11 protein-coding genes and 1 riboswitch are annotated in these 12916 nt (G+C 68.9%); of the genes, 6 read left to right on the forward strand and 5 right to left on the reverse strand.

Going from position 1 to position 12916, the window contains the following annotated elements; all coding sequences use genetic code 11:
* Positions 1-20: 20 nt before the first annotated feature.
* Together E7V67_017770 and E7V67_017775 are read right to left on the reverse strand one after the other, a co-directional pair.
* Entirely contained in the window at positions 21-1496 is a 1476-nt protein-coding gene (locus tag E7V67_017770) for a cytochrome P450 (protein WUR11541.1), read from the reverse strand.
* Positions 1493-4318 carry an insulinase family protein gene (locus E7V67_017775; protein WUR11542.1) on the reverse strand — a complete coding sequence of 942 codons (2826 nt, stop codon included), beginning with the start codon at positions 4316-4318 and terminating at the stop codon, positions 1493-1495. Before E7V67_017775 ends, E7V67_017770 begins: the two co-directional genes overlap by 4 nt.
* Before the next feature lie 92 nt (positions 4319-4410).
* Positions 4411-4559, forward strand: a riboswitch (FMN riboswitch).
* A 98-nt stretch (positions 4560-4657) separates the two neighbouring features.
* Here E7V67_017775 and ribB point away from each other — a divergent pair.
* On the forward strand, positions 4658-5320 hold the full coding sequence (ribB, locus tag E7V67_017780; protein ID WUR11543.1) for a 3,4-dihydroxy-2-butanone-4-phosphate synthase: 663 nt from the start codon (positions 4658-4660) through the stop codon (positions 5318-5320).
* On the opposite strand, the gene E7V67_017785 is transcribed toward ribB, so the two are convergent.
* Complete coding sequence (locus tag E7V67_017785; GenBank protein WUR11544.1) at positions 5321-6682, reverse strand: MFS transporter; 1362 nt, start codon at positions 6680-6682, stop codon at positions 5321-5323.
* A 103-nt stretch (positions 6683-6785) separates the two neighbouring features.
* On the opposite strand from E7V67_017785, the gene E7V67_017790 reads away from it, so the two are divergent.
* Positions 6786-7649 carry a LysR family transcriptional regulator gene (locus E7V67_017790; GenBank protein WUR11545.1) on the forward strand — a complete coding sequence of 288 codons (864 nt, stop codon included), beginning with the start codon at positions 6786-6788 and terminating at the stop codon, positions 7647-7649.
* A gap of 20 nt (positions 7650-7669) precedes the next feature.
* Here E7V67_017790 and E7V67_017795 read toward each other — a convergent pair whose 3' ends face one another.
* Positions 7670-9064 carry a PLP-dependent aminotransferase family protein gene (locus E7V67_017795; GenBank protein ID WUR11546.1) on the reverse strand — a complete coding sequence of 465 codons (1395 nt, stop codon included), beginning with the start codon at positions 9062-9064 and terminating at the stop codon, positions 7670-7672.
* A 77-nt stretch (positions 9065-9141) separates the two neighbouring features.
* Here E7V67_017795 and E7V67_017800 point away from each other — a divergent pair, with 77 nt between their 5' ends.
* Positions 9142-9384, forward strand: coding sequence for a hypothetical protein (locus E7V67_017800; GenBank protein WUR11547.1), 243 nt, complete (start codon positions 9142-9144; stop codon positions 9382-9384).
* Between the two features lie 20 nt (positions 9385-9404).
* On the opposite strand, the gene E7V67_017805 is transcribed toward E7V67_017800, so the two are convergent.
* Positions 9405-10295, reverse strand: a complete 891-nt coding sequence (locus E7V67_017805) for a cupin-like domain-containing protein (protein ID WUR11548.1) — start codon at positions 10293-10295, stop codon at positions 9405-9407.
* A 103-nt stretch (positions 10296-10398) separates the two neighbouring features.
* On the opposite strand from E7V67_017805, the gene E7V67_017810 reads away from it, so the two are divergent.
* The 3 genes from E7V67_017810 to E7V67_017820 are packed head-to-tail and all read left to right on the forward strand — an operon-like array spanning position 10399 to position 12814.
* Positions 10399-11193, forward strand: coding sequence for an ABC transporter permease (locus E7V67_017810; GenBank protein WUR11549.1), 795 nt, complete (start codon positions 10399-10401; stop codon positions 11191-11193).
* Between the two features lie 2 nt (positions 11194-11195).
* Positions 11196-12164 carry an MlaD family protein gene (locus E7V67_017815; GenBank protein WUR11550.1) on the forward strand — a complete coding sequence of 323 codons (969 nt, stop codon included), beginning with the start codon at positions 11196-11198 and terminating at the stop codon, positions 12162-12164.
* Entirely contained in the window at positions 12161-12814 is a 654-nt protein-coding gene (locus E7V67_017820) for a hypothetical protein (protein ID WUR11551.1), read from the forward strand. The genes E7V67_017815 and E7V67_017820 overlap by 4 nt, the downstream gene beginning before the upstream one ends.
* Positions 12815-12916 lie beyond the last annotated feature (102 nt).

Genomic DNA, 12916 nt, shown 5'->3' on the forward strand with positions numbered 1-12916 from the left:
GGTGCCTGTCCCTGGTGGTTCTAGCGCCGCGGTTGCAACAGCACCGGCAACACGCTCGGCGTCATCGTAAACGTGAACCGCTCCTCCACCGGCGGCGCGTCCGGGTCCAGTACCGGCGTGAACTGGCGCGCCAGCATCGACACGGCGATCTTCATTTCCGCCATCGCCAGGTAGCGCCCCGGGCAGAAGCGCGCGCCGCCGCCGAACGGGAACATCTTGCGGCCAGGATCGTCCACACCGCTCTCCCCGCTCGCCAGCCAGCGCTCCGGGCGGAACAGCTCCGGCTGCACCAGCGAATTGTCGCGCTCGAAGCTGTGGCGCAGCAGGGTGAAGACCGGCGTGCCGGCCGGGATCAGCGTGTCGTCGATGACGATGTCGGCCACCGGCTCCAGGATCATGAACGGCGCCACCGGTTTCAGGCGCATGCCCTCGCGCAGGGCGGCGTCCAGGTACGGCAGGCTGTCCAGCAGGCGGTAGTCCTGCAGCACCTTGTCCGCGCCCAGCACCGCGTCCGCCTCGCGCGCCACGGCCGCGCTGCAGTCCGGGTGGCGCACCAGGAAGTCCAGCAGCCAGCCGATCGTGTTCGACGTGGTGTCCTCGCCGGCGAACACCATCGTGATCGCATTGCCGATCACCGCTTCGTCCGTGAAGCCGGAGCCGGGTTCGTCGCGTGCCACCACCAGCGCTTCCAGCATGTTCGACGGCCTGGCGCGCAGTGCCGGATCGGCGGCGATCCTGGCACGGGCGTTGGCGATGAAGCCGGCCACGGCGTCGCTGATGCGCTGCGCGGCGGCGTCCGATTCGCGGTCCACGGCCAGGCGGAACAGGCGCCAGTACGGCACCGGCGTCGTCACACGGCGCGCGATGCGCTCGAACACCGTCTCGATATCGCGCTGCAGCGGATTGTGCTCGTTCTGCAAGGTGTCGATGTCGTGGCCCATCGCCAGGCCGATCGTCACGTCCAGGGTCCAGGCCTTCAGGTCGCGCAGTACGTCGATCCTGCGGCCCGCCTCGGTCGCGGCCACCCAGCGCAGCCGCAGCCGCTCGGTCAGCATCACCAGCGTGGGGAAGAAGTTGTGCACCACTTCCGGCGTCAGCGCGCGCATGACCAGCTTGCGCTGCTGGCGCCAGTTCTCGCCCTCGGCGCTGAACACGCCCGGCGTGATGGTCTCCTCCATCATGTCGGAGGCGCGCGACTCGCGGCGGATCAGGTCCGGCCGCTCGCGCATCAAGGCCGTCAGCGCCGGCCGGCTGGAGGTCACCACCATCGTGCGGTTCAGCACCTTGAAGCGGTACATGGGGCCCAGTTCACGCGCCCAGTTTTCCAAAGTGCGATGGAAGCGCAGGCCGTCCAGCTGGCGCATATTGCCGATGACCGGTTCGCCCTTCGGCTTGGGCAGGTCGCCCAGCCGGCGCGTGGCCGGCGGCCCTTCCGCGGCGGGCCGTACGGCCGGGTGCATGGGCAGAGGCAGGGGCAGGTGGGCGCGGTCCATCATTTGGTCTCCGGGTTCATCACGACCTGGACGTAATTGCCGAAGTCGAAGTAGCGCCGCGCGGCGGCCTGCACGTCGGCGGCGCCGAGGGCCGCGACGCGTTTGTCGTAGTCGATCGCGGCCCAGGCCGGATCGGTGCCGTACAGCGTGGCGGCCTGCAACTGGCCCATCCACCAGCCGTTCTCGCTGAGCGCGCGGCGGTGGTTGTTCAGCCAGTTCTGGCGCACCTTGGCCAGGTCGGCGGCAGCCGGACCTTCCTGCTGCAGCTTGCGGATCTCGGCAAAGGCGGCGTCGATCACCTTGTCCACGTTCTCCGGGCCGCACGGCAGGTTCAGCGAGATGCTGTAGTTCGCATACGGCAGCCTGGTGATCGCGCCGGCGGCGCCGCCGCCGTAGATGAGGCCCAGCTTCTCGCGCAGCACTTCCGTCAGTTTCAGGTTGAGCACCTCGATGGCGGCGGCCAGGCGCATCTGCTCCGGCTGCGAATAGGTGGCGTCACCGGTGAAGACGACGGAGATCGCGCTCTTGGCTTCCTTGCCGCGGCGGACCTCACGCTTGATGACGCCGCGCGCCGGCCGGATGCCCAGGTCACGGTAGGCCAGCGGGATGTCCGGCGTCGGCAGGCTGGCCACGTAGGTGGCCAGCAGCGGCTTCAATTTCGCCGGGTCGAAGCTGCCGACGAAGTAGAAGGTCCAGCCCTTGCCGCTGCCGAAGCGCTCGCGGAAGATGCGCAGCGCGCGGTCCAGGTCGACCTTGTCGAAGTCCTGCGGCCGCGCCAGGCCCGCCACGCGCGGGTTGTCGCCATACAGCGCTTCCCGGATCGTGTTGGCGAACTGCGCTTCGGGGCGCGCCTGCTGGCTTTGCGCCAGGTCGCGCTGGCGGCCGATGAAGGACTTGAACAGCGTCTCGTCGCGGCGCGGATTGAGCAGGCGCGCATGCATCATCTGCAGCATCGTCTCGACGTCGCTGTTGACGGTGCCGCCGGCCACGTTCTCGGTCAGCTCGCCCAGCGCGACCGAGACGGCCACGCTGCGCCCCGCCAGGATCTTCTGCATGTCCAGCGGCGAGTAATCCAGCACGCCCATCTGCGCCGCCAGCGCGGCGGCGTAGCGGGCGTTCTGGATATCGTCGTCGCCGTACAGGAACTGGCCGCCGTGGCGCACGGCGCTCATCAGCACCTGGTCGTTGCGGAAGTCGGTGGGCTTGAGCACCACCTTGATGCCGTTCGACAGCGTCAGCTCGGTCGTGCCCAGCACCTTGTCCTGCGTTTCGGCGACGATGCTGCCGGCCAGCGGCGGCTTGTCCAGCAGGCTGGCGGCGTAGGTCTTCTCCTCGCGCGCGGTGACGGCGGTCTTGCGCGCCGCCTCCACCGCGGCCAGCAGCTCGGCCGGCTTGGGCTGTGGCGTGGCCTTCTCGCTGCCCATCAGGACGACCAGCTTCTTGTCGTCCGGTCCCGGCAGCGCGGCGCGCGCGGCGGCGTTGGCCTCGTCCAGCGTGATACCCGGCACGAAGCGGTGCGCGTACGCATATTCGTTCTCGATGCCCGGCAGCGCTTCCCCTTCGAGGAAGTTGCGCAGGTACTCGGCCACGAACACGGCCGAATCGGATTTTTCGCGCTCGTTGTACATGCGTTCGTAGTTGCTCAGCATGCCCTTCTTGGCACGCTCCAGCTCCGCCGCCGTGAAGCCATATTGACGCGCCCGTTCGCTTTCCTGCACCAGCGCGTTGATGGCGGGGACCGGGCCGCCCTTGCCCAGCAGCGCCGAGGCGCTGAACGAGCGGTGGCCGCGCACCACCTTGCCGCGACCGCTGCCGCCCTGGATGAACGGCGGGTCGGCCTGCTGCGTCAGCTCCATCATGCGCTGGCTCAGCATCATGCCGTACAGCTTCTCGACCAGGTCGGCGCGGTAGCCGGCCAGCGTCGTGGCCTCGGCGTGCTGCTCGATGGGGTAGCGGATGTACAGCACGTCGCCGGGCGCTTCCTTGTCCGTGACGACGACCGCCTCGTCCTGCGTGCGCTCGGGGATGACCGGATACACGCGCGGGCGCGCCAGCTCCGGATTTTTCAGCTTGCCGAAATGGGCCTTGATCAGCTTTTCCGCTTCGAGCGGATCGATGTCGCCGACCGCGATGACGGCCATCAGGTCGGGCCGGTACCAGTCGCGGTAGAAGCGCTTGATGGCGTCCGGCTTGAAGGTGCGCAGCACCTCGGCCTTGCCGATCGGCAGCCGGTCGGCGTAGCGCGAACCGTTGAAGAGCTTCGGATACAGCACCTTGTTCATGCGGTCGCTGGCGCCCTTGCCGAGGCGGAGCTCCTCCAGCACGATGCCACGCTCGCTGTCAATGTCCGCGTCGTTGAACTTCAGGCCGTGCGCCCAGTCTTCCAGCACCAGGAAGCCGCGCTCCACCACTTCCTTCCTGTCGGTGGGGATCGGCAGGATGTAGACCGTCTCGTCGAAGCTCGTGTAGGCGTTCAGGTCGCGGCCGAACTTGACGCCGTTCGACTGCAGGTAGTCGATCAGTTCGTGGCGCTTGAAATGCGTGCTGCCGTTGAAGGCCATGTGCTCGGTGAAGTGGGCCAGGCCAAGCTGGTCCTCGTCCTCCAGGATCGAGCCGGCCTTGACGACCAGGCGCAGCTCCAGCTTCTTGGCAGGCTTGGCGTTCTTCTGGATGTAGTAAGTCAGGCCGTTGGGCAGCTTGCCCACCTTGACCAGCGGCGACAGCGGCAGCGGATCGCTCAAAGCGGGCGCCTCGGCGCCGCGCGCCAGCAGCGCGCAGCTGAACAGGGCGACGACGGCCGTCAGGCGCAGGGAAAGGGATTTCATGTATCGCATCATAGATTGGGACAAGGCATGACGATACACCAGAAATTATCGTTTTTGTTACAATTGCCCGGTCCGCCGGCCGGCGGACGTCAATACGTCTTCGGGGCGGGGTGCGATTCCCCACCGGCGGTAGGGTCCGAGAGGACCGAGCCCGCGAGCGAGGATGGGGCAAGCGCCCTGTCCGAGCAGACATGGTCCGATGCCATGGCCGACGGTATAGTCCGGATGAAAGAAGATGTGCGCTGTACGTGCTCCCTGGAGCGGCTTGGCCGCGCCGGGCGCGCGCCCATACGCTTGCCCTGAAGCGTTTTTCGCCACTTATGCGAGGAGCGTTTCACAATGTCAGTCAACGAAGTTCTGGAAGTACCGACCCCCACCCTGCACAGCACCGACCTGCCGGGGCGCATCGCCGCCGCGCTGGACGCCATGCGCCAGGGTATTCCCGTCATCCTGCTGGACGATTTCGACCGCGAGAACGAGGCCGACCTGATCGTCGCCGTCGACCGCCTCAGCGTCGAGACCATGGCGCTCCTGATCCGCGAATGCAGCGGCATCGTCTGCCTGTGCCTGACGGCCGAGCGCGTGCGCGAGCTGGAGTTGCCGCCGATGGCGCCGGAGAATGGCAGCCGCTATGGCACACCGTTCACCGTTTCGATCGAGGCGCGCGAGGGCGTCACCACCGGCGTCTCGGCGCAGGACCGCGTGACCACCGTGCTGGCCGCCACCCGGCCCGGCGCGCAGCCCGAGGACATCGTGCGTCCCGGGCACGTGTTCCCGCTGCGCGCCACCCCGGGCGGCGTGCTGGCGCGCGCCGGCCACACGGAAGGCTCGGTCGACCTGGCCATCATGGCGGGCCTGCAGCCGGCCGCCGTGCTGTGCGAGCTGATGAACCCGGACGGCACCATGATGCGCGGCGCCGACATCGAGCGCTTCGCCGCCCTGCACGGCATGCCGATCCTGACGATCGCCGAGATGATCGCCTGGCGCCGCCAGCACGGCTGATCAATCGGCCAGCGCCGGCGCGGCCGGCGCACGGGCCGCCGCGCGCTGCACGTGCAGGAACACCAGCAGCCACGCCAGCGCGAAGCCGGCCGCCGTGATGCCGAACACCAGCGCCAGGCGCGCCGGCCACGCATCGGCCAGGTGCAGGACGGTGCCCGCCACGGCCACGCCCACCAGCGCACCCACCTGGCGGTTGGCATTGAGCGCCGCCGCCGCGCTGTTGGCATAGGCCCTGCCGCCGGCCTGCATCACGGTGGCCGTCATGGCCGGGATGGCCAGGCCCAGCGACAGCGTCACCAGCGTGCCGCCGGCCACCACCAGGTTCGGCGTGGCCGCGCCGGCCACTCCAGTCAACAGCAGGGCCGCGCCGGCGGCGCCACCCAGGCCGAGCAGCAGCGGCCAGCGCACGCCGCGCCGCGCGATCACCCTGCCCGCCAGCAGGTTCGTTACCCCCGTCACCGCCATCATCGGCAGCAATCGCACGCCCGTTTCCAGCGCGCCGATGCCGTGGCCCTGCTGCAGGAACAGGCTGATGACGAACAGCTGGGCAAAGAAACCGAAATTGACGAGGAAGCCCATCGCCACGGCGGCGCCGAAGCCGGCGTTGCCGTACAGCGCGCGCGGCAGCATCGATGTAGTGCCGACGCGCTCACGGCGTACGGCCCAGCCGCCCAGCACCAGCAGCGCCATCCCGGCGGCCAGCACGGCCGGTGCCGTCCAGCCTTGCGCGGGTCCCTCGATCAACACGTACGCCAGCGCGGCCAGCGCGACGGCGGCGATGGCATGGCTGGACAGGGCCAGCGGACGATCCGGATGCGCCGCGCCCGGCGGCACGACCGCGAACGTCAGCGCCAGGCCGGCCAGGCCGAGCGGCACGTTGAGCCAGAAGATGCTGCGCCAGCCGAAGGCATGCACCAGCAGGCCGCCGGCCAGCGGGCCGACAGTGGCGGCGGCGCTGACCAGCGCCGACCAGATGCCGAACATGCGGGCGCGCGCGCCCTCGTCGGCCGTCGATTGGGCCAAGAGGCTCAGTGAACTGGGCATGAACAGCGCCGCACCGGCGCCTTGCAGCAGGCGCGCGGCCACCAGCAGCGTGCCGCTGGGTGCCAGCGCGCACAGCACCGAGCCAGCCACGAACACCAGCAAGCCGGCCTGGTAGGCGCGGCGCGGGCCGACGCGGTCGGCCAGCGCGCCGCCGGCCAGCAGCAGCGCGGCAAACGTGAGGGTGTAGCCGTCCACCACCCACACCAGTCCGGCCAGCGGCACGTGCAGGTCCGTTGCGATATCGGACAGCGCCGTGTTCACGGCCGTCACGTCGATCCAGGCCATCACGAAGCCCAGCGCCAGGGTCAAGAGCAGCATCGTTCCCTCCTCCTTCAAAGCCGCCAGCTTAGGAGTCTTGCAACACGGCGTAAATATGCATACCATCAGCGCTCCGATGCAAAAATGCATCAGCGGAGAGAGCATGGATTGGGACAATGCGCGCGTCTTCCTGGCCATCCACCGCGCCGGCACCCTGCGCGGCGCGGCGGCCCAGCTGAACGTCGACCAGGCCACGGTGGGCCGGCGCCTGGCCGCGCTGGAGGCGTCGCTGGGCGCCACGCTGTTCCTGCGTACGCCGTCCGGCTATGTACCGACGCCGGCCGGCGAGGCGGCGGCGCGCCCGGCGGCACTGATGGAGGAAGCGGCACTACAGCTGCAGCGCGAGATGCAGGGCAGCGACCACCGCCTGGCGGGCACGGTGCGCGTCGCCACGACGGACACGCTGGCCGTGCACTTCGTCATGGCCGCGCTGGCGCGCCTGCACGAGGTGCATCCGGACATCGCCATCGAACTGGACGTCGACACGTCGATCGCCAGCCTGACGCGGCGCGAGGCCGACCTGGCGGTACGCACCTTGCGCCCGACCGAACCGGACCTGATCTCACGCCACCTGACACGCCGCGCCGGCGCCCTGTTCGCCAGCCGCGCCTACGTCGAGCGGCGCGGCGTGCCCGATATCGACGCCGGCCTGGCCGGCCACGACCTGGTGATCTTCCACCCCTCCGTGGCGCCGCGCCAGTCGCGCGAGCTGGGCGGCGCCAGCGTGGCCGGGGCGCGCATCGTCATGCAGGTCAACACGGGGATGATGCTGCAGCAGGCCGTGCGCGCGGGACTGGGCATCGCCGAGCTGCCGATCCATATGGCCGGCGGCGATCCGGGGCTGGTGCGGATCTGGCCGGAGCGCCAGCATTGGTATGACCTGTACCTGGTCATGCATGGGGATCTGGGGCGTAGTGCAAGGGTGCGGGCGGTGGCGGAGGCGATCGTGGCAGGGGTGCCCGATTAGGGCCGGGCGGTCCCGCCCACTCACACCACGGCGGCGCTGGACGACTCGGGCCGCCGCGCCAGCAGATGCGACAGGCGTTGCAGCCCTGCCTGCAAGTGCCCGCGTTGCTTGATGCTGCCCAGCGAGATCCGGATGGCGTTCGCCGCTGCACCGTCCGTGGCGAATGCCTGCGCCGGCGTGACGGCGATGCCCTCGCTGTCGGCTGCCAGCGCGAACTGCGCCGCGGTCCAATAAGCCGGCAGCTCCAGCCATACGTGCAGGCCGTCGCCAGCGCCGCTATAGCGGCCCGCCAGGATATCGCGCGCCAGCCGGTGGCGCAGGCGCGCCTCGCTGCGCACGCCTGCCAGCAATCCATCGGCCGAACCGTCCAGGATCCACTGGGTGGCCAGCGCGGCCGTCAACGGGGCCGCCATGAGGGCGAACGATCGCAGGGCGGCCATGAAACGCTCGCGCTCGCGCGGGTCGCGGATCAGCACGAAGGCGACCCGCAAACCCGGTGTCAGGCATTTCGACAGGGTCGAGATGTAGTAGACCTGTTGCGGCGCAAACGTGGCGACAGGCGGGGGCGCGGCATCGGCCAGCAGCCAGTAGGGATCGTCCTCGACGATGCGCACATGGCAGCGCTGCGCGATGGCGGCGAGCTCCCGGCGCCGCGTTTCCGGCATCGTGACGGCGGTCGGATTCTGCAATGTCGGATTGAGGTAGACCAGGCCAGGCTCGCGCTGTCGGCACGCCTGCTCGAGCAGTTCGGGCACCATCCCGTGCCGGTCCGCCGCCACCGCGACGAGGTGGCGGCCGAATTGATCCGCCGTGGCGCGCAAGCCAGGATAAGTCATCGGCTCAGCCAGGATCGTATCGCCAGGCTTCGTCAGCGCGAGCACCGACGCGGCGAGCGCCGCCTGCGCGCCCGGGCAGACGACAAGTTGCGCCGGGTCCAACGGGCCGAACATCGGTGCCAGCCACTGGACGCCAGCCCTGCGCTCGGCGTGCCCGCCCCCGCCCAAGTGGTAAGTCATCAGCAAGTCGTTGTCCGTCCTCATCAAAACTTGCGACAGCCCCTGTTTCAGCAGATCGTCGAAGTCCACGCCATGCGGCGGTGGCGGCGTGTTCATGCCCAGGTCGAGCACCGGGGCCAGTTCCACTTTCGGCGCCGCGACATAGGTGCCGCGCGCGCCGCGCCCCTCCAGCAGGTGGCGACGGCGCGCTTCGTCATAGGCGCGGGTGATCGTCGTCAGGTCGACGTCCAGCTGAGCCGCCAATTGGCGCTGCGGCGGCAGGCGGTCGCCCGGTTTCAGCGCGCCGTCCGCCACCGCGGCCTGCAGGGCATCGGCGATCTGCAGGAACCGTGGCCCACCGTGCGCCGTCAGGCGCGGCAGCCAGGGCGGCTGATCTTGTATGGCTTCTAACTGGGACATTTTGTCCTAATGTATGGAAATTGCTTCCAGTTAGTATGCCTCAGTCGTGCTGCATCAGCCGGAAACAGGCAAAAATCATGGATTGGATTCCGATAGTCTTCGTTACGTTCAAGGTCCTCGTGCTGGGGATCGGCATGTTCTTCGCCATCAAGTGGCATTACGATCAAGGGCAGAAGGACAAGGACAAGCAGAAGCAAGCGCGCGCCGTGCTGCGCGCGGCCGGCAAGGTGGCCGTGCTGTTCCTGTTGGCGCTCCTGGGCCTGGGCCTGCTCGCCTGGTTCCTCGTCAAGAAGACCGGTCTGGACATGAGCATGCCGTGACGGCAGAGGATCGCCGCCGATCAGGCCGCCCGTAGCGCCAGCGGCACCGCCCGCGCCCACCGGTTCGACGACAGCGAGAACGTCAACGCCCGCACCTGGTGATACCAGCCGGCCGGCACATACAGCATGTCGCCCGGCTGCACGATGCATTCGACGCATGCGGCCTGGCGCGCCAGCGGGTAGCGCTCGTAGTCGGGCGCTTCCGGATCGAACGGGGAGCCGAACAGGATGGCGTTGGCCTCCCTTGGATACAGGAACTCGTCGTGATGGGGCGGCGCCAGCGTGATGCGCTTCGTGCCCCACACCTGCGCGAAGACATTGTCGTCGTAGTCGCAGTGCAGCGGCGTCACCGTGCCGGCTGGGCCGAGCCAGAAACGCGGTGGGCCCATCTTGTCGAAATACGCAGGCCAGTGGCACAGGCGGTTCAACTCGCGCAGCTCCAGGTTGCCCAGGTACGGCGGCAGCCCGGGCGTGCCTGCCGCGACCAGGTCCAGGTAGGCCAGCAGCGACATGTCCGCCATTTCCCGGTCCGGCGCGAAAGCCGTGCCCACGTAGTCACCCACCCGCGCGCGCACAGCCAGGTGGCTGTAGTGCTGGCGCAGCGCCTGCACGTCCAGCGCGGCCAGCGGCCAGTGGCGCGCACCGCCTTCCATCAGGAACGGCAGGCCCTCCTTCGCGCGAGCGCGGAAGGACTTGGCATCGAGCGGAGCGCAACGCGCAATGGCGGTAAATGGCGGCAAGGCGCGCGCCGCGGCCTTGATGGCATCGCGCATCGCGGCGATCGACCCCACACCGCGCACGGCGGCGTCACGAAGTTCGCGCGCGGCCCGGTGGGCGGCGGCGTCCAGCGCCGCGGCTTCCGACTGCTGGCGCGTGGGCGGCAGGCGGGTAGAGTGGTTCAGTTCTGGCATGGCGGCATTGTAGCCGCCGCCCTCCCGGATCGCCACCGCGCGGCCCGGATGTTAAGATCGCAACATGATCACTCATGCATCACTCTATCCCCTGCTACGGCGCATGCAACGGGCCACCGTGGTGTGGCTGACGAGTTGGTGGCGCCTGCTGCAGTTCGCCGTGCTGATCCTGTCGCAGGGGTTTACGCCGGCCAGCTACCGCAAGGACAATCGCAACCGCCTGGCCTGCCAGCTGGTGCTGGCCACCGCGCCGAATCTCTTGTGGTTCTCGATCCTGGCGGCGCTGATCAGCCTTGTCATCATCCGCATCGTCGTCGTCACCGCCTTCAGCTACGGCCTGTCGCGCTATGCGCTGGAGATGGTCGTGCGCGTGCTGGTGCTGGAACTGATCCCGCTGACGGTGGCCCTGTTCGTGGCGCTGCGGACCACCTTGCCGGCCGGCGTGGAGTTCGCCCAGAAGCGCCTGGCGGCCGCCGCGTCCGCACCCGCCGGTTCGACGGGTGGCCGCACCGCCCCCGCCGAGGCGCTGCGCACGGAGTTCTTCCCGCGCGCGGCCGCCGGCATGTTCGCCGTCTGGATGCTGGGCGCCGTCAGCTGCGTGCTGACGCTGGTGCTGACCTACCTCGTGATCTACGGCTTCACGCCCTACGGCCTGCCCGGCTATACGCGCGTGGTGGGCCAGATCTTCAATCCTTCCGTCGCGCTGATCCTGGTGCTGAAGATCGCCTTCTTCAGCTTTGCCGTCGGCCTGATTCCGCTCGCATCGTCGTACTACGATGCCGCCGCCAACCCGTTCGTGCTGCGCTTTCGCGCCACGCACGGCCTGGCCGACATGGTACGCATGTTTTCCGTGATCCTGCTGATCGAGGTCGCATCGCTGATGGGTAACTACTACTGACTATGAACGAACCGATCCCTCCACAGTCCCCCGCCCCGGCCGAACCCGCGCCGGTGCGCAACGCCGAGTTCAAGGCCGCGCTGCTGCTGGTCCTGATGGTGGCCCTGCTGGCCGGCGCCGCCATCTACCTGCTGTATGCCCGCGGCGCGTTCGAACCGACCCAGCGCCTGGTACTGACCGCCGACGATTCCGAAGGTGTCACCGTCGGCATGGACGTGACGTTTGCCGGCTTCCCTATCGGCCGCGTGCAGCGCATCGAACTCTCTCCCGAGGGCAAGGCGCGCGTGCTGGTGGACGTGCCGAAGAAGGACGCCCACTGGCTGCGCACCAGCAGCATCTTCACCCTGGAAAAAGGCATCGTCGGCGGCGCCAAGCTGCGCGCCTTCACCGGCATTCCCACCGATCCGCCATTGCCGCCGGGCGCCGAGCGCGGCCTGCTGGTGGGCGACGCGGCGGCCGAGATTCCCAAGCTGCTGGCGGCCGCGCGCGACGTGCTGGCCAACGTGACGGCGCTGACGGCGGAGGACTCGGCGCTGGGCAGCAGCCTGAAGAATGTACAGGGCGTGACGGAAAAACTGAACGGCCCGGGCGGCGCGATGGGCCTGATCGCCGGCGAGGACAAGAAGGCGCGCGAGCTGCTGGCCAATGCGAACTCGCTGATCGTGCGCGCCGACCGCCTGGTAGGCAATGCCGACAGCAAGGTGTTCGGCAAGGACGGCGTCGCCACCGACGCGCAGGCCGCCATCGTCCAGCTGAACGGCCTGCTGGCGGATGCCCGCAACAGCCTGAAGAAAATGGATGCGGTGCTGGTGGAAGCCCAGGCCGTCGGCAAGAATGCCCGCGTGGCCACGGAAGACCTGGGTGCGCTGCGCGCCGATATCGACAGCAACCTGCGCCGCATCGAGCAGCTGGTCAACGAGATCAACCGCAAGTGGCCATTCAAGCGCGAGACGGAGATCAAGCTGCCATGAAGACCACCATCATTGTCGGCGCCCTGCTCGCGCTGGCCGGCTGCGGCAGCGCCCCGCCCGTGCCGGACTGGAAGATGAACGCGCAAAGCTCGCTGCAGCGCGCTACCGATGCATACCTGGAAGGCAAGGACGCCATCGAAAAAAACGAGTTTGCGCGCGCGCGCAGCGAGATCGGCGCCACCGGCAAGGTCGATCTCGTGATTCGCGCGGAGCTGATCCGCTGCGCGCTGCGCACGGCGGCGCTCACGTTCGAGCCTTGCGCCGGGTTCGAAGCACTGCGCACGGATGCGACACCGGCCGATATTGCCTATGCCGCCTACCTGGCGGGACAGGCGCGCCCTGGCGACGCGGCGCTGCTGCCGGAGCCGCAACGTGCGGTGCTGGCCGCGGGCTCGGACCAGGCCGCGGCCGCGGCGGCGCAGGCGATCGGCGACCCGTTGTCGCGGCTCGTCGCGGCCGGAGCGCTGTTCAAGGCGAATCGGGCCACGCCGGAACTGCTGGCAATGGCGGTGGAGACGGCGTCGAACCAGGGCTGGCGCCGCTCGCTGCTGGCGTGGCTGAACGTGCAGGCGCTGCGGGCCGAGCAGGCCGGCGCGGCGGACGAGGCGGCGCGGGTGCGGCGGCGGATGGCTTTGGTGGAGGGGAAGTAGAAGCAGCTGCCCCCAAAGGGGACTGACCCTGATGCGGCTAAGTTAAGGAAAATTATCAGCCAGCCGCCGAGGTCTTTGCACCCAAACGCGGAGAGCTGGGGT

It is taken from the genome of [Empedobacter] haloabium (genome assembly GCA_008011715.2).
Taxonomy (GTDB): domain Bacteria; phylum Pseudomonadota; class Gammaproteobacteria; order Burkholderiales; family Burkholderiaceae_D; genus Rugamonas; species Rugamonas haloabia.

Excerpts from the sequence above, each read along its gene's own strand:
- E7V67_017805 (WUR11548.1), bottom strand. The coding sequence starts at position 10,295 with ATGCCAGAACTGAACCACTCTACCCGCCTGCCGCCCACGCGCCAGCAG.
- E7V67_017775 (WUR11542.1), bottom strand. The coding sequence starts at position 4,318 with ATGAAATCCCTTTCCCTGCGCCTGACGGCCGTCGTCGCCCTGTTCAGC.
- E7V67_017770 (WUR11541.1), bottom strand. The coding sequence starts at position 1,496 with ATGATGGACCGCGCCCACCTGCCCCTGCCTCTGCCCATGCACCCGGCC.
- E7V67_017790 (WUR11545.1), top strand. The coding sequence starts at position 6,786 with ATGGATTGGGACAATGCGCGCGTCTTCCTGGCCATCCACCGCGCCGGC.
- E7V67_017810 (WUR11549.1), top strand. The coding sequence starts at position 10,399 with ATGCAACGGGCCACCGTGGTGTGGCTGACGAGTTGGTGGCGCCTGCTG.
- E7V67_017785 (WUR11544.1), bottom strand. The coding sequence starts at position 6,682 with ATGCTGCTCTTGACCCTGGCGCTGGGCTTCGTGATGGCCTGGATCGAC.
- E7V67_017795 (WUR11546.1), bottom strand. The coding sequence starts at position 9,064 with ATGTCCCAGTTAGAAGCCATACAAGATCAGCCGCCCTGGCTGCCGCGC.
- E7V67_017820 (WUR11551.1), top strand. The coding sequence starts at position 12,161 with ATGAAGACCACCATCATTGTCGGCGCCCTGCTCGCGCTGGCCGGCTGC.
- E7V67_017815 (WUR11550.1), top strand. The coding sequence starts at position 11,196 with ATGAACGAACCGATCCCTCCACAGTCCCCCGCCCCGGCCGAACCCGCG.
- ribB (WUR11543.1), top strand. The coding sequence starts at position 4,658 with ATGTCAGTCAACGAAGTTCTGGAAGTACCGACCCCCACCCTGCACAGC.
- E7V67_017800 (WUR11547.1), top strand. The coding sequence starts at position 9,142 with ATGGATTGGATTCCGATAGTCTTCGTTACGTTCAAGGTCCTCGTGCTG.